The organism is Vibrio sp. 1557, assembly GCF_033340175.1.
GTDB lineage: Bacteria > Pseudomonadota > Gammaproteobacteria > Enterobacterales > Vibrionaceae > Vibrio > Vibrio alginolyticus.
Window position 1 is genome coordinate 1 of the sequence record NZ_JAWOVZ010000013.1, and the last position, 20,985, is coordinate 20,985.

22 protein-coding genes are annotated in these 20,985 nt (G+C 44.1%); 10 read left to right on the forward strand and 12 right to left on the reverse strand.

From position 1 onward, the window contains the following. Positions 1-94: 94 nt before the first annotated feature. Together R7070_RS15525 and R7070_RS15530 are read right to left on the reverse strand one after the other, a co-directional pair. Positions 95-2,134, reverse strand: a complete 2,040-nt coding sequence (locus tag R7070_RS15525) for a cache domain-containing protein (protein ID WP_256900573.1) — start codon at positions 2,132-2,134, stop codon at positions 95-97. Further along, positions 2,124-3,575 (reverse strand): sigma-54-dependent transcriptional regulator, encoded by a 1,452-nt coding sequence (locus R7070_RS15530; protein WP_064353911.1) that lies wholly within the window; start codon positions 3,573-3,575, stop codon positions 2,124-2,126. The genes R7070_RS15525 and R7070_RS15530 overlap by 11 nt, the downstream gene beginning before the upstream one ends. A gap of 334 nt (positions 3,576-3,909) precedes the next feature. Here R7070_RS15530 and R7070_RS15535 point away from each other — a divergent pair, with 334 nt between their 5' ends. The 6 genes from R7070_RS15535 (at position 3,910) to R7070_RS15560 (ending at position 8,884) form a co-directional block, all read left to right on the forward strand. Beyond that, complete coding sequence (locus tag R7070_RS15535) at positions 3,910-4,728, forward strand: substrate-binding domain-containing protein (RefSeq protein WP_005389522.1); 819 nt, start codon at positions 3,910-3,912, stop codon at positions 4,726-4,728. Positions 4,729-4,734: 6 nt separating this feature from the next. Beyond that, positions 4,735-5,433 carry an ABC transporter permease gene (locus R7070_RS15540; protein WP_005389524.1) on the forward strand — a complete coding sequence of 233 codons (699 nt, stop codon included), beginning with the start codon at positions 4,735-4,737 and terminating at the stop codon, positions 5,431-5,433. 50 nt (positions 5,434-5,483) lie between these two features. Continuing rightward, on the forward strand, positions 5,484-6,203 hold the full coding sequence (locus R7070_RS15545; RefSeq protein WP_005377570.1) for an energy-coupling factor ABC transporter ATP-binding protein: 720 nt from the start codon (positions 5,484-5,486) through the stop codon (positions 6,201-6,203). Then, positions 6,181-6,768 (forward strand): molybdenum cofactor guanylyltransferase MobA, encoded by a 588-nt coding sequence (gene mobA / locus R7070_RS15550; RefSeq protein ID WP_318141244.1) that lies wholly within the window; start codon positions 6,181-6,183, stop codon positions 6,766-6,768. Before R7070_RS15545 ends, mobA begins: the two co-directional genes overlap by 23 nt. Next, positions 6,765-8,543, forward strand: coding sequence for a bifunctional molybdopterin-guanine dinucleotide biosynthesis adaptor protein MobB/molybdopterin molybdotransferase MoeA (locus tag R7070_RS15555; RefSeq protein ID WP_137281987.1), 1,779 nt, complete (start codon positions 6,765-6,767; stop codon positions 8,541-8,543). Before mobA ends, R7070_RS15555 begins: the two co-directional genes overlap by 4 nt. A 74-nt stretch (positions 8,544-8,617) precedes the next feature. Further along, positions 8,618-8,884 (forward strand): DUF2960 domain-containing protein, encoded by a 267-nt coding sequence (locus tag R7070_RS15560; protein WP_005377584.1) that lies wholly within the window; start codon positions 8,618-8,620, stop codon positions 8,882-8,884. Between the two features lie 185 nt (positions 8,885-9,069). Here the strand turns inward: R7070_RS15560 and nagK are convergent, their stop codons facing one another. Then, positions 9,070-9,978, reverse strand: a complete 909-nt coding sequence (gene nagK / locus R7070_RS15565; RefSeq protein ID WP_005377586.1) for an N-acetylglucosamine kinase — start codon at positions 9,976-9,978, stop codon at positions 9,070-9,072. Positions 9,979-10,153: 175 nt separating this feature from the next. Then, positions 10,154-10,903 carry a tRNA-uridine aminocarboxypropyltransferase gene (locus tag R7070_RS15570; protein WP_213895590.1) on the reverse strand — a complete coding sequence of 250 codons (750 nt, stop codon included), beginning with the start codon at positions 10,901-10,903 and terminating at the stop codon, positions 10,154-10,156. Between the two features lie 140 nt (positions 10,904-11,043). On the opposite strand from R7070_RS15570, the gene R7070_RS15575 reads away from it, so the two are divergent. Next, a complete protein-coding gene (locus tag R7070_RS15575; RefSeq protein ID WP_031777247.1) occupies positions 11,044-11,859 on the forward strand; it encodes a sterol desaturase family protein in 816 nt (271 codons plus the stop codon). Positions 11,860-11,962: 103 nt separating this feature from the next. Here R7070_RS15575 and R7070_RS15580 read toward each other — a convergent pair whose 3' ends face one another. From R7070_RS15580 to R7070_RS15595, 4 genes are all read right to left on the reverse strand, one after another. After that, a complete protein-coding gene (locus tag R7070_RS15580; protein ID WP_005389537.1) occupies positions 11,963-12,181 on the reverse strand; it encodes a hypothetical protein in 219 nt (72 codons plus the stop codon). A 48-nt stretch (positions 12,182-12,229) separates the two neighbouring features. Continuing rightward, a complete protein-coding gene (locus R7070_RS15585; RefSeq protein WP_053307088.1) occupies positions 12,230-12,610 on the reverse strand; it encodes a hypothetical protein in 381 nt (126 codons plus the stop codon). Between the two features lie 198 nt (positions 12,611-12,808). Then, on the reverse strand, positions 12,809-13,222 hold the full coding sequence (locus R7070_RS15590) for an NUDIX hydrolase (RefSeq protein ID WP_025766662.1): 414 nt from the start codon (positions 13,220-13,222) through the stop codon (positions 12,809-12,811). A gap of 270 nt (positions 13,223-13,492) precedes the next feature. Then, positions 13,493-15,511, reverse strand: a complete 2,019-nt coding sequence (locus R7070_RS15595) for a methyl-accepting chemotaxis protein (RefSeq protein ID WP_005389543.1) — start codon at positions 15,509-15,511, stop codon at positions 13,493-13,495. Positions 15,512-15,645: 134 nt separating this feature from the next. Between R7070_RS15595 and R7070_RS15600 the strand changes: the two genes are divergently transcribed. After that, the gene (locus tag R7070_RS15600) at positions 15,646-16,140 is read left to right on the forward strand and encodes an NlpC/P60 family protein (RefSeq protein WP_025998640.1); all 495 of its coding nucleotides are present in this window, start codon (positions 15,646-15,648) and stop codon (positions 16,138-16,140) included. 45 nt (positions 16,141-16,185) lie between these two features. On the opposite strand, the gene R7070_RS15605 is transcribed toward R7070_RS15600, so the two are convergent. The 3 genes from R7070_RS15605 to R7070_RS15615 all read right to left on the reverse strand — a co-directional run bounded on the left by R7070_RS15605 (position 16,186) and on the right by R7070_RS15615 (position 18,657). After that, positions 16,186-16,530 carry a DUF3802 family protein gene (locus R7070_RS15605; RefSeq protein ID WP_005377620.1) on the reverse strand — a complete coding sequence of 115 codons (345 nt, stop codon included), beginning with the start codon at positions 16,528-16,530 and terminating at the stop codon, positions 16,186-16,188. Between the two features lie 190 nt (positions 16,531-16,720). Further along, entirely contained in the window at positions 16,721-17,683 is a 963-nt protein-coding gene (locus R7070_RS15610; protein WP_005389546.1) for a GGDEF domain-containing protein, read from the reverse strand. Continuing rightward, a complete protein-coding gene (locus tag R7070_RS15615) occupies positions 17,683-18,657 on the reverse strand; it encodes a response regulator (protein WP_033905358.1) in 975 nt (324 codons plus the stop codon). The genes R7070_RS15610 and R7070_RS15615 overlap by 1 nt, the downstream gene beginning before the upstream one ends. A 224-nt stretch (positions 18,658-18,881) precedes the next feature. On the opposite strand from R7070_RS15615, the gene R7070_RS15620 reads away from it, so the two are divergent. Continuing rightward, positions 18,882-19,748, forward strand: a complete 867-nt coding sequence (locus R7070_RS15620; protein WP_005377623.1) for a fructosamine kinase family protein — start codon at positions 18,882-18,884, stop codon at positions 19,746-19,748. A gap of 253 nt (positions 19,749-20,001) precedes the next feature. Beyond that, positions 20,002-20,196 (forward strand): CPXCG motif-containing cysteine-rich protein, encoded by a 195-nt coding sequence (locus R7070_RS15625; RefSeq protein WP_017634925.1) that lies wholly within the window; start codon positions 20,002-20,004, stop codon positions 20,194-20,196. Between the two features lie 75 nt (positions 20,197-20,271). On the opposite strand, the gene R7070_RS15630 is transcribed toward R7070_RS15625, so the two are convergent. Beyond that, the gene (locus R7070_RS15630) at positions 20,272-20,883 is read right to left on the reverse strand and encodes a riboflavin synthase (protein WP_005377625.1); all 612 of its coding nucleotides are present in this window, start codon (positions 20,881-20,883) and stop codon (positions 20,272-20,274) included. Positions 20,884-20,985 lie beyond the last annotated feature (102 nt).

The following is a 20,985-nucleotide window of genomic DNA, read 5'->3' on the forward strand; positions in this document are numbered from 1 at the left end:
TTTAAAATACAAAACGCCCGATGAAGTACATCGAGCGTTTTAGTTAAAAAGTGTCAACCCATATCAGGACGGGTCAAATACTTCAAAAAAGTGACTAAGCGATATTCGTCACCTCTAGGATCAGCTCGGCTTTTTTAGGTAAATAAATACTGAATTTACTGCCCTTTCCCCATTCCGACTCGGCTTTTAGCTCACCACCCGTTTGGCTGAGGATACTTTGAGAGACCGACAGCCCTAACCCTGTGCCTTCTCGCTTCGTCGTGTAAAATGGTGAGAAGATTCGATTCAAGTTTTCTGGCTTAATACCGCAGCCCTCATCGATAACATGAATCGCGGCTCCTTTCACTTCTCCCTCTTCAATCCAGTCTTCACTGACTACTGTTAAAGTGCCTTTGCCGTTCATTGCGTGAATGGCGTTCATTTGCAAATTAACTAAGATTTGTAGCAAGTGGTGACGGTTTATCTCAACGGACGTATGCGCTTGTAGGTCAGTCACAAACTCAACGTCGCGTTTCTTGGTGCCAGTTTTAACCAAGGTGATGCTTTCATCAATAATAGGATTGACATGTTGCCAAGTGATTTCATCTTGAACACCGCCTTGGCGACTGTATTGCAATAAACTGCGTGTGATATTGCGGATACGATCAATTTGCGCGTGAATCGCATCAATTTCTTCTTGTACTCGACTTGCATCGTCACCCAATTCAAAATGGATCAATTCTACGTTGCCAAGAATCACGGCGGTTGGGTTATTAATTTCGTGAGCAATCCCCGCGGTGAGTTCTCCCAGCGCTGCCAGTTTTTCATGAACAACGAGTTTGTCGCGGGTTTGGTTGAGCAATTGAATATGCAGTTCAAGATCTTGGGTTTTTTCTCTCAGGCTTGCCGTACGCTCTTGAACTTTGCATTCAAGTTGAGCTGCGGAGTTTTTCAGTTCAATTTTGCGCTCTTCTAGCGCGTCTAACATATCATCAAACTGTCTGGCTAACTGCGCAAGTTCATGATCGGCATCTAATCCTAACGGGCCAATCCGTTTTTCTTTACCTTGTTGGACCTGCTTCACCACTTTGTGAATGCGTTCGATCGGTCGAAACAGATCATAAGAACCGCGATATACCATCACGCCAGAAACCAGCAATAACATAACCGTAATCAAGCTGATTTCGGCAATGTTGGTCATGTAGGCTTTAACGAATGGCCACATTAGGTAACCGGTATAAAGCATACCAATGACGTTGTCGTATTGGTCTTTGATCGGTTGATACGCCGTAATATACCAAGCGTCATACACATAGGCTCGGTCAACCCACTGTTCACCCTTCGAAAGTACTTGGTTATACACTTCTGCGCTCACGCGAGTGCCTATAGCGCGCCCTAGTCTATGATCGCTGTCTAAAGGAACGTTGGTGCTCACACGCAAATCATCAAGAAATACCGTCAACGTACCCACAGGGCGAAGGCGGTCATTATCACTTAAGTATATGAGATCGCGGATTTGATCCACCAGCACTGTACTATTGTTAAGGAGCAAACCACCATCAAGAAAGCCGATCAAATCGTTCGCTTGGCTGTATACCGGAATCACGGTTCGACTGACTAACCCACGCGCCTCCCTGTCACCATCAGCAAGAATAGGCACTTCTGCTCGTTTGGCGAGTTCAGGATCGAGGCGTTCGAGTTCTTCTTTATTGAGTACATCAAAAAACGATTCGCGCTTGGTGAGATCCATAAAGCGGAATTTGTTTTCCATGGAATTAACGCGTTGGAAAGAGAGAAAATCTAAAGCATATCTTTTCTTCTGCTCTGTGACCCACTTTTGCAGGTCACCTTGTGGCATTCCTTTATTAATGCGAATACGGAAATCGTACGAATCGGCAAACGCCCGCACGTAATTGGCTTGCTTTTGCTGTAACAACGTTACACTGTTATTTGCAACACCAAGACGTTCCGAGACATCAAGCAGCGCATTTTGCCACGTGTAATGAATAGACCAATAAATGGTAATGCCGATCAGAGCTAACAATGTGAGGAAAATCGGCGCAGAGGTTAAGAATAACAAGCGATAACGCACCATGGTTTTAAAACGGTGCGTCCATTTTGACAATCCTTTGTGCTGTGGGCCGTTAGTCGGCATATTCCTCACCCTCAGAATCCCATTCTTTGTACTTACGTTCTAAGGTCTTGCGAGCTACGCCCAAGTCACGAGCAGCAGCAGACTTATTGCCTTCATGCAAGTTAACGACTTGTTTAATATGTGCTTTCTCGACTTCTTTTAACGTCCAGCTGTTTGGATAGCCTTCGCCAGTAAATTCTTTGCCTTCTCTAAAGGTTGGTAACTCAGCAGAGTGAGAAACAGTAATCGATACATTAGGCAGTGAATGCCCGCCATTCAGCTCTCGCCAATAGTGTGCAGGTGGTTTGCCAAGCAAGATACAACGCTCAATCAAGTTTTTCAGCTCACGAATGTTTCCCGGCCAATCGTACTCACTCATGGCTTCCATGTCCTCGTGCGCCCATTTTGGCGCAGGCATACCGAGCTCGCGCGTCAGCATGTTGCTGAAAAATGGCACCAACTCAAATAAGTCGGTTTTGCGCTCTCGCAGCGGACACACTTCAATTTTCAGAACGTTTAAACGGTAATAGAGGTCACTGCGGAAATTACCTTGATTGACCTCTTCTTGCAGGTTTCGGTTGGTTGCCGCTACGATACGGACATCAATACTGATCTCTCTTTCTGAACCGACAGGGCGAATCGTACGCTGCTCTAACACACGTAATAATGATGCCTGCATTGCAAGTGGCATCTCCCCGATTTCGTCAAGAAATAAGGTGCCACCGTTCGCAACACGGAACAAACCTTCACGCGATTTTTTTGCACCGGTAAACGCGCCCGATGTATGACCAAACAACTCACTTTCTAAAAGCTCTGGTGCAATCGCGCCGCAGTTGATTGGCACAAACGGGCCCGTTCGCCCACTCGCCTGGTGGATACCTCGTGCAACTAGTTCTTTACCCGTACCCGACTCACCTTCCACCAAAACAGAAGCGCGTGATGGTGCAAATTGGTTAATAAGTTGCTTAAGCAGACGCGTTTTTTCTGAGCCGCCGATGATCTCTGAGGTATTGTGACGTTGGTAATCGCGTGTCATGGCGTACTGCATGCGTTCGTTCAAACGGCGATCCATACAGCGACTGACCGCTTTTAACATCTGCTCAAGGTTGAATGGTTTGAGGATAAAGTCGGAAGCACCGAGCTGTAGCGCTCGAATGGCAATTTCTAAATCCGCATAACCCGTCATAAAAATCACATCGGCACGTTTGTCATCATCTTCAAACGCTTCTTCCCACTCAATTCCAGAACGCCCTGGCAGATTAATATCCAGTAAGATCAGATCATAATGTCGAGAATTACGCAGTTGTTCTGCTTCTTCGATGCTACCAGCTGTATCGACATGTGAAAAAAGCTTACCCAATGCCTTTTTCAAGATGGCTTGCATGCCTAATTCATCATCGACGACCAGTACGGAAAAGGCGCTATATTGTTGGTTTGTACTAAGATGGGATTGAGTAGACATATTTACCCCAGATGGATTTCGATGGGACAGAGTGTACCAAGTTTAAACAGAGATACCCTACAAAAAGTGCGACATTTTGTACCAACGCAAACTTTTATGCAAATAACCCCATGATTTAGTGCATAAACCAAGCACTTTAAGCTTGTAAAAGGTTGGCATCTTGTTTGCTATAAGGTGGATACGGAGCGCATTTAAGTGATCTCAGGATGTTGATGTTTGCTTATTCCAACACCCTAAGACAACTTGCGTATTACGCTAATCGCTCTCGTCCAAAAAGGCTTCTCCCTAAAACCTGGAGAGATTCCAAAGAATCATTGGAAAGGAACACATAAAAATGAAAAAAATTGCGCTAACTCTGGCTGCAACGTCTATCACGCTTGTAAGTTACTCTGCGTTTTCTGCTCAAGACGGAGAACATGTTCGCCTTGCAACCACAACCAGTACTTACCATTCAGGTTTACTTGATTACCTGCTTCCACAATTTGAAAAAGACACGGGCTACAAAGTCGATGTTATTGCTGCAGGTACGGGTAAAGCCTTAAAAATGGGCGAAAACGGTGACGTAGATTTGGTGATGACACATGCACCAAAAGCTGAAGGCGCATTTGTTGAGAAAGGCTACGGCGTTTTACCTCGCAAGCTAATGTACAACGACTTTGTGATTGTAGGCCCGAAAGCTGACCCAGCAACAATCAAAAATGACGAAGGCGTGTTAGATGTATTCAAAGAGATCGCAAACAAAAACGCAACGTTCATCTCTCGCGGCGATGATTCTGGTACGCACAAAAAAGAAATGGGCTTCTGGGCTCAAACTAAAATCGAACCGAACTTTGGTGGCTACCGTAGCGTAGGTCAAGGTATGGGCCCAACTCTAAACATGGCGTCAGAAATGCAAGGCTACACCATGACGGACCGCGGCACATGGCTGGCTTACCAAAACAAATTGGATCTAGAAATTCTGTTCCAAGGCGATGAAAAACTGTTTAACCCGTACCAAGTTATTCTTGTTAACCCTGAGCGTTACCCAACGATCAACTACCAAGGTGCGAAGGCATTCAGTGATTGGTTGGTAAACCCTCGCGGACAGGAACTTATCAATGGTTTCCGCCTAAACGGTAAACAACTGTTTGTTGCGAATGCTGAGAGCAAATAACGCAATATGAATCTTGCTGATACAACACTGGAAGCGCTTCGCTTACTGGTGAATTTTGATGCAGACCTATGGGAGATCGTTGCGGTCTCCTTTAGTGTTTCTATTACGGCAATATCCCTAGTGGTATTGCCGGCTATTTTGATGTCCTTTGTACTGGCGTATACCGACTTTCGCGGTAAATGGTTTTTGTTGTCGATCGTAAATACGCTGCAAGCGGTCCCTACCGTGGTGATTGGCCTGTTGCTGTACATGTTGCTGTCGCGTGCTGGCCCTTGGGGAGACTGGCAAATGCTGTTCACTCAGAAGGCAATGATCTTCGGCCAAATGGTGATCTGCTTCCCTGTTTTGGTATCGATGATGCATGGTGCATTACAATCTAGCGACCGTCGTGCAGTGGAAACTGCCATCACGCTGGGCGTCTCCATTCCGCGCTTGGCAGCTACGATGATTTGGGAAACCCGCTTTCCTCTACTTGCGGCTATCATTGCAGGGTTTTCACGTATCGTGACCGAGGTGGGCTGCTCAATGATGGTTGGTGGGAACATTATGGGCGTGACGCGAAATATTCCCACGGCTATCGCAATGGAAAGCAGTAAAGGTGCTTTTGCGCAAGGAGTTGCATTAGGAATTGTATTACTATCTTTAGCGTTGGCTCTAAACTTCTTCTTATCAAGCATGAGAGGCAAAGGCTACCTCAGAACATAGAACATGAAGCAAACAAACGACTCACCATTAACCCCATGTCGAGGCGAATTATGACTATAAAAATCACCGCCGAACAGTTATCCATGCGCTTTAAAGAGCGTGTGCTTTTCCACATCCCTGAGTTAGCCATCGGCCCAAATGATGCCATTTATCTCAAGGGTGACAATGGTGTGGGCAAAACTACCCTACTCAAAATCCTTGCTGGCTTGCTCAAACCCTCTACTGGCGATGTTGTTGCGCCAAAAGATACGTGGCTGAAAAGACTGACGTGTCGCAATGGTCGTGTCGATGTGATTTATCTCCATCAATCCCCTTACCTTTTTGACGGCACTGTATATGAAAACGTAGTCTATGGAGTGAAATATCAACAAGACACGCAAAAAGATAAGCGAGCTCAAGTTATTCACGCGCTGCGCATGGTAGGTTTAGAAACCTTAGCGGACGAACATATTTCCGTGTTGTCCGGCGGTGAAAAACAGCGCGTTGCCATGGCAAGGGCTTGGATTTTAAAACCGTCGATTTTATTGATGGATGAGCCAAGTGCGTCTTTAGACCAAGAATCCATTGAACGATTGGTAATGATGGCGAAAGATCTTTTGGATCGTGGTTCCAGTATCGTGGTGACAAGCCATCAGGCCAACGCACTGACCGACTTATGTAAAAAACAGTGGTGGATTAAAGACAAGACTTTGATAGAGTCTCCTCTGTTGTATGTCATACCAAAAGAAACATCCCAAGAGAATGCATATGCTTCAACCAACACAAACTAGTTGGGTCATTTTGGCTGGTGGCCAAGCCAGCCGTATGGGTGGAAAAGATAAAGGTCTGATTGAATTAAATCAGAAGCCACTCATCGAACACGTTATTGAACGTTTATCTCCACAAACTCCACGCATTTTAATTAATGCCAACCGAAACCATGATGCGTACAGCAAATTTGGTTTCGTATTTAGTGATCAATTCAAAGATTTCCCTGGGCCTATGGGCGGTATTCACGCGGGTTTGATGCATGCTGAAACTGACTGGGTCGGATTTGTACCTTGCGATAGCCCACAAATCAACACCGACCTTGTCGAGCGTTTCTGCCAGTTCGTCAAAGAAGACAGCGATATTTTGGTCGCGCATGATGGTGACCATCAGCAACCTGTTTTTACGCTCTACCACAAGCGCGTACTGCCAAAACTCACCGCATTTTTAGAACGTGGCGACCGCAAAATCATTCTGCTCTACAAAGAGTGCAACACTAGTTACGTTGACTTTAGCGACTCACCAAACTGTTTCGTCAACTTGAACACTCCGGAAGAACTGGCGCAATTTGGACAATTAGAATCATGAAACACACGCTAAACATTCCTATTCTTGGTTTTGCGGCTTATTCAGGCACAGGCAAAACCACGCTACTTGAAGCCCTATTGCCAAAGCTGACCGAAGCAGGTTTACGCATTGGCATGCTAAAACATGCGCACCACAACTTCGATGTCGATAAGCCGGGTAAAGACAGCTACCGTTTACGCAAAGCTGGCGCATCTCAAATGCTGATTGCTTCTCGCAACCGTTTTGCGTTAATGACAGAAACGCCAGAAGCCGAAGCGGAGTTTGAATTCCTATTAACACGTTTTGATGAAGACATGCTTGATGTGGTTTTGGTCGAAGGCTGCAAAAACATCGCGTTTCCTAAAATCGAATTGCACCGTGAAGAAGTCGGCAAGCCTTGGCTTTATCCAAACGATGAAAACATCATCGCTATCGCTTCAGACGGCGGCGAGTTGGACTCTGAACTGCCACAAATGAACATCAATGATCTTGAAGCGATTGCTCAGTTCGTTATTCAGTATGTTCAAGAAGCGAAAGCACCAAAAAACAAAGAGAAAGAAGCCGCATGTTGCGACACACTTTCTCCTGCTTTCCTTTCTGTGGTTCAAGGCCAAGAGAAAATCCTTTCTTTGGTGAACACGGTTTCGGAAATAGAAGCATGCAAGATTGAAAACGCCTATGGCCGCGTTCTTGCGGAACATATCGTTTCACCAGTAAATGTGCCGCAATACACCAACTCCGCGATGGACGGTTATGCCATCCGCAGTGATGATGTTGACCGTGATAGCTACCAAGTGGTTGCTGAAGTGATGGCGGGCCATGCTTACGATCAGCCTCTGGAAGTTGGTCAAGCAGTTAAGATCATGACTGGCGCACCAACACCACGTAACGGCGACACAGTGGTCATGCGTGAGCAAGCCTCTCAAGAAGGTGACAAGGTCACCTTTAACAGTGCGAATATCAAAGCAGGCCAAAACGTTCGTCAAGCAGGTGAAGATCTCGCTATCGGCAGTGACGTCTTTACCGCAGGCACTCGCCTAGCCTCTCCAGAAATGGGCATGATCGCTTCGCTTGGTTTTGGTGAAGCGAATGTGTTCCGCAAAGTGAAAGTTGCCGTGTTCTCCACCGGTGACGAAGTACAAGCGCCGGGAACAGAGCAAAAAGCGAATTCTATCTACGATTCCAACCGTTTTACCATCATGGGCATGCTTGAAAAGCTCGGCTGCGAGATCTTGGACTTCGGTATTCTGGAAGACAACGAAAAGTTAATGATTGAAGCGTTGGAAAACGCATCGGCGCAAGCGGACGTGGTTATGACTTCTGGTGGCGTATCTGTTGGTGATGCGGATTACATCAAACTTGCCTTGGATAAACTTGGTCAAATAGATTTTTGGCGAATCAACATGCGTCCGGGACGTCCATTAGCGTTTGGTCAAATCAACAACAAGCCGTTCTTTGGTCTGCCGGGCAACCCTGTGGCAGTGATGGTTTCATTCATCAACTTTGTTGAGCCTGCACTGCGTAAGATGCAAGGCGAACAAGGCTGGAAGCCTCTGAAAGTGAATGCCATCGCGACTGAGAATCTTCGCTCTCGCCAAGGTCGTACCGAATTTAGTCGAGGAATCTATGAACTGGATAACACTGGCCGTTTAACCGTTCGTACAACAGGCAAGCAAGGCTCTGGTATTTTGCGCTCAATGAGTGAGGCAAATTGTTTGATCGAAATCTCCCCAGCTATTGATACAGTAAAAGCGGGAGAAAGCGTGACAATTATCCCACTTCAAGGCAGAATCTAGCTCAAACTAGAAATTCAAAGGTCAGCGAGTCTGGCCTTTTTGTTTAATACAGAAACCTTTTCAGAGAGACAGCTATGGCTCGCACCATTCTTTACACTTACAAAGACCAAGACAAAGAACTGACGTTCTCATACCAGCAGCACCGCAACATTCAAGAAGCGGTTGCAGAAGCAGAAGGTATCGATATCACTGAGTTCCTAAAGATGGAGCAACAAATCGAAGCAGTGTCTGACACTAAAGCAGTGCGCAACTACCGCGACAACTACTTCAGAAAATTAGGCTTTAGCAAAATCACCCTAGCTCAAAAAGAAAACCTGGGCGTAGGCAAAAAGAACAAATAAGCTTAGCTGCAAACAGAAAACTCACGATTCGTCGTGAGTTTTTTATGCATGCTACTTTTGTTCATGATCTATACCCGAGCATACCGAAATTACTTAGGTATATAAGTAAAAGCCCCGTTTAACCTTGAAAGTCTAAACGGGGCTTTAAATTTCTTCTTACTTTATATCGAGTAAGGTTTAAGTCATTACTTGATGTTTAAGAACGCAGCGCCGCGTACACCACCTGAATCACCGTGTTTTGCTTTGATGATCTTAGGACACTTAGCCACAGACAATAAGTGTTTAGGGATGCGTTTTGGCATCTCTTCGTAAATCAATTCGAAGTTAGATAAGCCGCCACCAAGTACAACGGTGTGTGGGTCTGTTGCAGTAAACAGGTTTGCAAAGCAGATCGCTAGCAGCTCCATAAAGCGCTCGACGTGCTCTACTGCTTTCTCCTCACCCTCTGCGTGCGCTTTAATAATGTCGATCGCTTTCTTCTCTTCGCCGTAGTAATGCGCGTAAAGAAGCTCGAAACCACGACCAGATAGGTAACTATCTAAACAGCCTTTGTTGCCACAGCCACAACCCAGTAATGGTGCGTTTTCGCCTAGGTGGAACCATGCGTCGATAGGAAGACGTGTGTGACCCACCTCACCCGCTACGTGGTTGCGGCCAGAGAATACTTTGCCTTCGTAGATAAAGCCGCCACCAAAACCAGTACCAAGGATCAAACCTAGTACAGATGGTTCATCTTGAAGATCTTCGTCCCAGGCTTCAGAAAGCGCGAAACAGTTTGCATCGTTTTCAATTTTGACGCTGCGACCGATTTTAGCTTCTAGATCAGCACGAAGTGGTTTGCCTTTTGCCGCAGGAACGTTAACTGTTAGTACCGTTGCATCATCGGCGTCTTCCATACCTGGTAGGCCAAGACCAATCGTACCTTCACAGCCAAACTCTGTATCGTATTTATTCACCAGTTCCGCAATGGTATCAACCAGCAGCTCGTAGTTGTCTGTTGGTGTAGGTACACGTTCCGTCGCTACACGCTCAAGCTTCTCGTTAAATGCACCAAATTCAATTTTAGTGCCACCGACATCAAAGCCGTAATACATGTATTTCTCTCCTAAAAAATGCTTCAAACGACTCTCAAAAATGGCTAGAGTCAAAAGTATAAACTGATGGCATTATCCATATCTGTACGCCTGCAAACCGTGACCGAATGCAGATTTATCCCCTCACCGAAGCCAGTTGAACAACATACCATCAACAAAAGCTCATTCCTTAGAGTCAGCTCTCGGTTTTCATCCACTCTTTGAAACGTTTCAAGTGTGGCTGGTTAGGGTCGCTTTTGACTCGAGTCTTGCTCAGCATGTAAGTTTCTCTGAAGGCTTCAAACCACAATTGAAGGCATTCCGCAGCTTTCGGCTCACCAGCTTGTTTTAAAACTAATGTCGCGACTTCGGCGGTTGAAAGATGCTGCTCATTCTCGGAGCGGCGCATGATGTATTCAGACAGAGATTCCGGCTCAATGGAAAGCACAGGCAAAGATTTAAGAAAATCAGAACGACGGAATATCTTTCGCGCCTCACGCCAGCTACCATCAATAAAGATCAGCAACCATTTTTTGTTCTCGACATCTTCTTTTACCAATCGCCCTGGCTCTAGATCTTCAATTAAACGAGAGGGATCATCCACATAGTCTGCAGGAAATACAATCACCGGTTGGTAACTGTCATCCTGTAGTAGCGCTAGCATCTCTTCAGACGGTTCTGTTCGGTTCCATTGATACACGTAAGTCTCTTGAATCGTATCAGCGATTAGACGACCGGTATTACTTGGCTTAAACACTTCGTTTTCAGAAACAATCAACATACATGCAATATTGGCCTTGATGTTTGGCTGAAGGTCGCACAAACAGTGTTGCTCAGAAACCTGGCAATATTGGCAACGAACCACTTTACATCCACGCGCATTGAAAGGCTTGGTTGAGATAGATTGTCGGTACTGATATAAACGGTGGAAAGCGTGAATTCTCATGGTAAGTAATGCCAAGTAAAAAGTAGAGCGCGATTCTACTGATATTATGGTTTCGCCTCAAGATAAGCCCATCAGCAGTGTGTTGAAATAATTTCACTCTTATCTCGGTCATAGATAAAGAAATAAATAAGGGAATGACAGTGACAGAAACGACATTTCAAGAACCCTCATGGCTCAGATTAGGCTTTTTCCTTGGCGTATTATTGCTTTGTGCCATTTGGGAAAACAAATTGCCTAGAAAAACACTGACCGCTTCGCGCAGGTTTCGCTGGGTCAATAACTTGTCATTGGTCGCTTTTAACAGCCTAGTTATTGCTTTAATCATGCCTATCGCCGCCTTTCAAGCTGCGGTCATAGCTCAGGAGCAACAATGGGGGCTGCTCAATATTCTGTCCCTCCCCGCTTGGTTAAATATTTTTCTAACCGTCATTTTGCTTGATTTCGTCATTTACGCTCAGCATGTTGTCTTTCATCATGTAAAGCCGCTGTGGAAGATTCACCGAATGCATCACGCCGATCTCGACATAGACGTCACTACAGGCGCACGCTTTCATCCCTTCGAAATAATCATTTCAATGGGAGTAAAAATTGCAGCCGTGTTTATCTTAGGTGTTTCACCTATCGGAATTGTGGTATTTGAAATTGTGCTTAATGCGAGCGCGATGTTTAATCACAGTAATGCAAAACTGGCTTTATCTATGGACCAAAAACTGCGAAACGTCATCGTTACACCAGACATGCATCGCGTGCACCATTCAGTGATAGTAAAAGAGACCCACTCAAACTTTGGTTTTTTCCTTTCAGTTTGGGACCGCTTTTTTGGGACATACCGAGCTCAGCCTAAGTTGGGTCATGAAGATGTTGTTATTGGTGTGCCGGAAATTAGAGACGAAGAAGAGCAAAGATTAGATAAGCTGTTAACGCAGCCCTTTCGCTACAATAAAGAGAAGAAGTAATGGTTGAAAAAATATTGTTGGATGAAGTATGTCAACAAAACGAATAGACCAAGCCTAAACCCCTGTTAAACACTACTTCATCCTCATGATGTGTAAGAACAGATTAGTTTTCTGCTAGCTGACGCTTTTTGTTTAACTGAGTAATACCAACAAATAAACCAACAACACCAAGCACTGCACATGCCAAAGCATTGGTGTTCATTACTTGCTGTGCCTCTATTGAGCTGTATAGAAAAGCAAGGCTGAAGAAAGTGGTGGCAAAGCTCAAACCTGTCAGTACGCTGAAACCAGCAAAACTGGCCAAGTCTTTAAAATCGTTCATAACGAGTCCCTGTTTACAATCCTTAATCGAGTGTTGTGAAAATAATAATTAACGAAATATTTGGCGCGATTGACTATGTTTTCGCGCATTCCATAACCAGATAGATACCCCAAATGAGAACCCTAAAAACAGTGTCTTCATTTGTAGGGCGACGTTGTTATCTAATATTTCTAATGTATAGTGAGCGTGGGAACTAAAGATAACATTGGTTATAAGAATCAATAACATAACGACTAGGCCAGAGCGGCGATGCTTGACCAATAGATACGCTGCTAATAAGTCTAACAGCCCCAACGAGCTCCAATACATATTCAACCAGCGTGGCGCAAAATCGTAAGGTAAAAAGCCACCAACAATGTTGTCATAAAGATGAACCACTCCGCCAACTGTCATAAAAAGGCATAAGAGAAACACGACGAATTTATCCATTACCGTTTCCTTATCTGAATGAATGAGCAAAGCATATAGAAGTCACTTAAACATTTGTAATCCCATCGCCATTTTTGAGATCGACAGTGCCATTATCAACACGATGAGAACAGTAACGGCTGCTCTACCTTCTTTATTTAGCATAGTGTTTGCTTTGTCATTGTCCCAAATCCGCCAATGCAACGACAGAATCCTCCTTTAAATCACGCCTTGGTTTAGCAACTCTCGTACCTTTTCCAGCCCGCGCTGAAACACAGTATGTGCATTCGCGGGAAGGCCGCTCTCGACATCGTGCCAGAAGAACGCGAAATCATGTCCACCATCGTCTTGCGTATGAAACAGCCATGAATTAGCGAGATCAGCACACTCACACAAAACAAAATGCCATGCTTGATTTTGAAAGCCACTGTCCCATGAGCATAAATATCGTGCGGAACGAACATGTGTGATACCAGACTCCTCAGCGAGCTCCCGCTTGGCCGCTATGATGTAACTTTCATCAAACACTTCAACAGTGCCCTTGACGAGCTGAACACCCGCCAACGGATGTTTAAAAAGTAGGATCTCTTGATTTTGATTACGTAGAACGACGGGGCAAACTTTATCGATCACAAAACCACTCCTTCTTATGGCTTTAGCTTTCTCTGGATATAAAAAAATCGCATGAAGCTGCATGATTCATTCCTTTGAATTCTGGCGACATTCTAGTCAACGAGTCCCTCGAACAAAGCATTAACATCACGTTGTGATAACTAAACCCTTTAGAAATGAACGAGATGAGATGTAACTCACTTTTGCGATGCAAATAGGAGCCATTGAATGGGTAGCCGTAACAAAAAAGCAGAACCGAGGTTCTGCTTTTAGTCGGTGGAAACATCTCATTTACTTGGTCTGATGAAGCTCATACTTGTGCAGCATTGCTTGCTGGTGCCCGGCAATTTCCGCCACTTGCTCAGAACTCTCAACCATAGACTCAAGCTGCAGCTTTGTGCGTTCGCCAAGATCAGAAATATGCGTGATGGATTGAGATACATCTGCCGTCGCTCGTTCTTGTTCTTCTGTAGCAACTGAGATTTGTTCAACACGTTCTTGAATGTGCTTAACCGCGAGGTTGATATCAGAAAATGTCGATTTCACTTCATTGCTGGACTGTAGCGCGTGGGTCATTTCTTCTCTTGAATCATTAACTGCTTGGCGCGAACGCTCTGCGGCAGTAATAAGCTCGCTCATCATTTCTCGGATGTTCGTCGTTTGTTGAGAGGTATCACTTGCAAGTTTGCGAACTTCATCAGCGACAACCGCAAATCCACGCCCTTGCTCACCAGCACGGGCAGCCTCTATTGCCGCGTTGAGAGCAAGTAAGTTGGTGTTGTCCGCGATCCCACTGATCATATCCACCATTTCACGAATCTGTTTAACACGCTGGTCTAGCTCTAACATTGACTGTTCATTTACATCCAAAGAGCTTTCTAATGACTCCAAACGTTCGCGGTTTTGTTCCACGACTTGAACCCCTTTTTCAGTGTGTTGGGTTGCAAGGAGCGAGTCCTGTGAAGATGCATTTGTCACCATTGCTATTTCACGAATAGAGGCTTCAAGCTGCGTTATGGTCGTGATCATACTCGACAACGCTTCATTTTGTGTTGCCAACCCATCACTTGTTTGTTCGGCTGCACTGTGACTTACTTCTGCCGTCTGATAAAGCGTTTCACAATTGCGCGTCACCGTTTGAATGGAGTCATGTGTGGAATCGATTACTTGATTCAACTTTCGTGCTACTTCTTTCAGCTCATAGGGGCCGACTTCTTCTGCCTTGTCACGAAAATCATGTTCGGTAAGTGCTGAAAGACGCGTTAGTACATTCCTTAACCCTCGGTTTGTCCATGACTTGAGACTAAACCAAGTAACCAGAATAATAAAAGAAATCACACACGCCGCAAACACGAGCACAACGCTCACCGATTCAATGGTCTCGTTGACCACCCGCTCTTTTTCATCGATCAACTGACCAGCGGTTTGGGAGATTTGATCAAGTAACCGCATGGTTTCATCCGCAAGCATCGAAGCCTGTTTAAACTCTGAACGTTGCAATTCCCCTTGTTCTAGTTTGGCGAGGATCAAACGCAGCACGCCCTTTTCACTAAAGCCTTGTTTCACCATCTCATATGGTGCGGTTAAGCTTGCATATTCACTTACTTCAGGATGAAAAGATTGGAAGTCTTCATAGGCGAGTTTAATACCTGCTATGCGATTTCGCATTTCTCTGTATTCTTTTTCGGCTTTGTTTAATTCTGAGTGCATCATCATGACTAAGAACGTACTTTCCATTGAGCTTGCAGAAGCAATGAAACGGTTAGCGGCATCGCTCGACTCAGGATTATCAGCACTAAGGAATGAACTGATTCGATTCATTTCCGGACCGATAGAGCTAAGCCCATAGCGAAAACCACCAACAGCGGCATCAATATCCATTTGAATTTGTATCACCGAAGATTGCTTCAACAAAATGGACTGCGTGATGTTATGTAAACGCGCTAGTTTGGTGTCTAACTCCTCCGAGAGTTGCTGAGCTACACCAGACGCTTCCACAACCAAAGTCGTGCTTTGAGTTGCAAGAGAGTCGATTTGCTCTTTTATGAGAGGCAACTCTTTCGGCTCAGTAATCTGCATACCATGGTTGAGTAGCTTAACCATCTCCAATACATTCCTGGTTAACTTTGCGTTTGCCATCGCGATTGGTAACGCTTTTTGCGACAAGTCTTCAAATTGTTCCCCTACCTGTTCCATTCCTTTGAAACTTGAGACAGAAAGGGCTATAACAAGAGCAATGATAGTTAAAAATGTTGCACTGACAGCCTGAATCAGTGAAAGTGATGTGCGTGAGCGTTTTCGCTTTGCCATAATCAATTTTTATTCTTTCTTAAGGTTGAATCGGTTCTGCAGTGATTCCGTCACATTTGTGAGACAAAACCGTGATTTGCAGCCCATACTATGGATTGGTTATGACACTAATATTTCAGTTGTGAGTCATAGAGATGACAGGTGGTGATTTGCGTCGAGTATATTTTCCTTTGATAATCAGTGTGCTACTAAGCGCCTGCTCTTCTGGGCCTGAGCCTAGTGAGCAAGCACAGGTGACAACACCTACAAATCAGCTATTGTCGGACAACCCAGACTTGTTCGACTTTTACACAGAGTGGCACGGCACGCCTTATCGCTTAGGCGGGACACAGAAATCTGGAATTGATTGCTCAGCATTTGTACAAAAAGCGTTTATTGAGGCTTATCAGCTCTCGTTACCAAGGACAACGAAGCAGCAATCAAAGCAAGGTGTGGAGTTAAGTTGGACGGATGCCAAGCAAGGGGATCTAGTGTTTTTTAAAACAAGACGTACAACTTATCATGTCGGAATTTACTTGGGTAACAAGCAGTTCATGCATGCATCGACGTCTAGAGGTGTGATTATTTCAAGAATCGACAACCCATACTGGGCATCTAAGTTTTGGCAAATAAGAAGAGTTACAATGTAACTCCTCTCACTCTTTAACCGGACATTGCTGTAAGTTAAAACAATATCAGTCGTAAGTCGCAACAGCATTATCGAACAGATTTTTGACCAGAGCGATGTATTCATCAAGGAACGTGATCTGTTCATTGGTCGCTTTTTTATGCCATACCCCAGCCAATATCTCACCAAGATCTTCAACAACTGCATCAGCCTCTTTCAACAATTTGAAGCGTACGCTCGAGTGAAGTTCTGGATTTTGCTCAAAAATCGCCATGATGTTTGAAGCCACCATATCGGTGACAACATCTTCGATGCTTTCGGATCCAGTGTCGCCAATTTCGGTCGTAAAAATATCTAGATTTAGAGACAAGTGCTCGATAAGAGCGAGATATCCATCGGTTTCTAAAACCACTGTTTTTCTCCGTTTATTGCAAGCCTTCGAAGCTGAAAGCAGAATAGTTTCAATAGTAAGACATGCCGAGAAAATTTCATTAACTTATTTCATATTAACAAACATTCACGAACCAACTGGATGATTTTCAAACAATTGAGCTTTGCTTCACTGAATTCGGATACAGGGTTTCTTCAAACCTTTTTATATTTCAGTCATTTTCATGCAAACAGGTTTGGTTACGACCATTTTCTTTTGCACGATACAGCGCAGCATCGGCACTCTTTAACCATTGAGTGTGAGTTTCAAAATAAGGCTTATACTCGCAAACACCAATACTTATCGTGTAATTAATCAAAAAATCTTCCACTTTCACGATCTCTTGCTCAATTCTTTTGCGCAAACGCTCTGCGAAATAGCAAGCTTGCTCCTGGTTTGTGTGAGGAAGTAGTACCGTAAACTCTTCACCACCAAAACGACCGCAGATGTCACTGCTTCTTGCTGTTTTTCTCAACAAGGCAGAGGTTCGACGAATGACTTCGTCCCCTGTCGGGTGACCATAAGTATCATTCACCTTCTTAAAGTGGTCGATATCGAATATTACTAATGAGCATGGTCCGTCGATAACTTTTAAGTGAGCAAACTCATCTTTCAATGATTGCTCCCAATAAGCGCGATTAAATAAACCTGTTAAACCATCTTTGCGACTGATTTCCGACAAATGTTGATTTGTTTCTTTCAAATGAATGCGATTTCTCGCAGTTTCAGAAACATCATTGACTTGAATCGCTATGTGGCTGACCTCTCCTGAGAGCCCAATTAACGGCGTGATCACGATATCTTGATACATAAAATCACTGCTGTTTGAAACCGGAGAAAAATTGTTGAACTTAAAAAGATACGGTCGGTTTTCCCAGCTAGAAAAAGAACGAGTTTCCAGATCGGCGGCAGCTTTTATCTTGGTTTCTAGCCAAGTTCTTGGCAGCTCTTCAAAATGCTCAAATAAACATTCACCAAGAATTTCTTGTGATAGAATGCCACTGTATGACTGCATAAAACTGTTCCACACACACACTTTATACTCTTGATCCAAAACAATAAGCCCTGAATCCATCGTATCGAGAATTTGTGTGACCCAATGAAAGTCTGCTATGTCCAGCGTGATATCGGACATTAGATTAGCTCCATGATTTCATAGATTATTTCTACGGATGGCTTATCAATTAAAAACAGTACCTCGCACTCGAAATCGAGCGCTTCTGCCATGTAGGTGTATTCGATAGTAAAGAGCTCGCCCAACTCGCCTTGCTCTTCACAATAAGGTGTTAAGGTATCCACAATGCCTGGCTGACGAAGTGAGAACTGCTTGTCGAGTTGATCGCCTAACGACGTGAGAAATGACGAAACCAGTAGGTTAGAGATATTCAAGATGATTTCATTATGAGGCGTAAACTCAAGGAGGTAACCTAATTTTTCCCCAATCTGATTGATATCCCTACCACGTAAGCACACCAGTGCCTCTCCGTGAATACCACCACCGACAAACCTCTGCGCTACCGCAACGGAACTGTCACGCCCAACCACATCAACCAGTGTCATATGAAGCTCGCCGTAGGACAAAGGTCCAACATGAGGAACAGGAAGTTGGATGAACTCATGTAAATGGTCGGCCATAATCGCAGCCCCTTTACCAAGGGCAATGTTCGCAATTTCACGGAATTTGGCTAGTAAGGAAAGCTCTTCGCAACCCTGGTTTTTAGAATCAACCGAATGACTAGGTTTGAACGCATAATGCAGCCCTAATTGTTCGTATAGTGGGAGCACCTGCTCTTCTGTCAGAGGCTTAGCGATAAAAGCTTGAGCACCAAGATCGAGACAGCGCTGTTTTGCCTCTTGTTGAACATCTCCAGAAATAATGACGATTTTGGTCGCGTACTGACTAACAGGTAATGATTCGAGGACCTCAAAACCATCCATTATGGGCATCGTTAAATCGAGAAACAAAATATCGATATTTTGCTCAGCAAGAATATTAAGCGCCTCATAACCATCTTGCGCTTCAATAAGATGCAATGATGTATCTTGTACGATAGAACGCGCAATAAGCTTTCTTGCAACAGCTGAGTCATCACATATCAGTATTTTCATGCCACCAATGGAACTAACGTCAAAAAAATCATAATACCTGTTGTAAACGTTCATCTCCATATGCTAAGCCAACAAATCAGAGGCTTATAAGCGATTTGATTCACATTTATACAAATTGACTACACTAAGAGGAAGGTTTCTTTACTAAGTATGCTCAACATAGCGCCAACTCCCTGCTATTTATCCTAAACTATTGGTGGTCAAATAGATTCGCGAGGTTTTGTATGTGGCAAGCAATATCGCAACAGCTTTCTGATACTTTATTGTTCGATTACCAGATCACGGAAAAAGTAAGGCTGTCTGGTGGGGATATCAGTGAAAGCTACATGATCAATGATGGCGAGCAACGTTATTTTGTGAAAATTAACGATCGCGAGTTTTTGTCTAAATTTGAGGTAGAAGCTGAAAGCCTGCATCTTTTGCGTGAAACATCCACCCTATTTGTACCTGAGGTGGTATTGGTTGGTAAAACCAAAAATGCCTCATTCCTAATTCTTAACTACCTTCCAACGAAACCATTAGAAGATGGTCCCAACAGCTTTAAATTTGGGCAGCAATTAGCTCACCTACACCAGTGGGGTGAGCAAAAAGAGTTTGGTTTTGATACCGACAACTATCTCGGTTCGACTCTACAGCCCAACAAATGGCACAAGAAATGGTGTGTATTCTTTGCTGAGCAACGCATAGGTTGGCAATTACAGCTCCTTAAAGAAAAAGGCGTCACCTTGGTTGATATCGATGACTTTATCGACGTCGTAAAACAGCGGCTAGCAAACCATGCTCCGGAACCTTCTTTGTTGCATGGCGATTTATGGAATGGAAATGCGGCACTCACTGCATTCGGTCCTATCTGTTACGATCCTGCGTGTTATTGGGGGGACAGGGAGTGTGATATTGCGATGACAGAGCTTTTTGGTGGATTTCAGCCAGAATTTTATCAAGGCTACGAATCGGTTATGCCACTTTCTTCAAGCTATGAGGAACGTAAAGATATCTATAACCTTTACCATGTTCTCAACCATTGTAATTTGTTTGGCGGCCATTACTTGGAACAGGCTCAACTGGTTATTAATAAAATCATTTCTTATTAATTTGGAAGCCACTGCATATTTCAAGATGTAAAATCTCGAGGCACATCACTACAGAAAATCACCCTAAGCTCAAGGTTGAGTTTGGGGTCAAGTTTTGTACTTATTTCGACTCAATTAGCAACAACTCTGCCTAATATCAAAGGAGACTTAACTTTGGATTGTGCCTATTTTCCTTGTAGGCAAAGTAAGTAAAGGGCTGTACTTCCTTGATGAATAGTGTGTTTAAAAGCCCTGCGAGATTAGGAGTTGTTGTATGAAAAATTATACCGAAAGGTATGTAAAGTGCCCGCATTGCGGACATTCTATCGGCATTACATTGGATGCAAGCAATGGTGACCAAGAATTTTATGATGATTGCCCAGCTTGTTGCCACGCTATCCACCTAAATATGCGAGTGGATGAGTTACAAGATAAGGTCGAACTATTTATCGATGACAATTACGAATAGCAGCTCGAGCATGTGAACATCAGAAATGTAAAAACGCTTAAATGAAAAAGGAGCACTCGGCTCCTTTTTCTCATTCTAAAGCTGTTTTGCTGCAAGAACGCGCTCAACAGTATCAACAATTGCTTGAGTCTGAGGATCAAACTCAATATTAACACGCTCCCCTACTTGTCTCACTCCGAAAAGCGTTCGCTGCAAGGTTTCTGGAATTAGGTGTACCGAAAAACGACACGCTTCAACTTCACCAATAGTTAGCGAGCAGCCATCTAAACCAATGTAACCTTTCGCTAATACATATTTCATTGATTCTTGCGGCAGTTGGAACCAAATCGTGCGGTTATTGGGCGTATCGATGATATCGACAATATCTGCCGTTAAACTAATATGACCAGACATGCTATGCCCGCCTATTTCGTCACCAAACTTAGCCGCGCGCTCAATGTTTACGCTATCCCCTTCCACCAGCCGACCTAAATTAGTAAGAGCCAATGTCGCTTGCATTAAATCAAAACTGATAAGGTTGCCTTCGATCTTAGTCACAGTTAGACAACATCCGTTGTGTGCAACGGATGCACCAATTTCTAACCCTTTACAAAGTTCATCGCTTAACTCGACAACGTGCGTTTGAAAGCGTTCTTTTTTATCAATTTTAACGACCTTCGCCGTACCCTGAACTATTCCTGTAAACATTTCTTTTTACCTATTGATTTAATACCAACTGTAGTCGAAGACTAAGCCCTAAACACTGCGCTACAGGTCGGAAATAAAGACCGCAGACGATAAAGCCATGGC